Raw genomic sequence first — 376 nt, 5'->3', positions numbered from 1 at the left:
ATGTTTATCACCACAAAAAAAGATAAATCATTTTCTTGAAAAACCCCGGTTTAGATAGAAGATTAAAGACAAAGCCTGGCTCATAACAGGTTTATATTTGGTTAGAAAAAAGAGACAAGTCTGGATAGATTGTCTCTTTTCTTATTTAAGGGGTATTTGCACCTGATTTATCTTCAAATTGCTTACTTCAGGCTTCCATCTGGATATTTATAAAACTTTTCATCTAACACACTCATCTTCTGACTTATTTTTTCATCGTAAAGTTCTTCAACGTTATTTTGCCTCAGCTTTTCGACGAATTCAGTTTCCCTTATGTTTCTTGGGTTTATCAGAGAGATTGCTTCTTCCAAGATAGCTGCCGTATTTGTTTTACCTG

At 33.8% G+C, this 376-nt stretch carries 1 protein-coding gene; it reads right to left on the bottom strand.

Annotated elements, in window-relative coordinates; genetic code table 11:
* Window positions 1-182: 182 nt before the first annotated feature.
* Window positions 183-376: hypothetical protein (locus tag AC1DND_RS29625; RefSeq protein WP_477586640.1), on the bottom strand; the 194-nt coding region annotated here is incomplete at its 5' end.

It is taken from the genome of Pedobacter sp. 01N416 (genome assembly GCF_056399685.1).
This window is presented reverse-complemented; position numbering and strand designations above follow the sequence as displayed.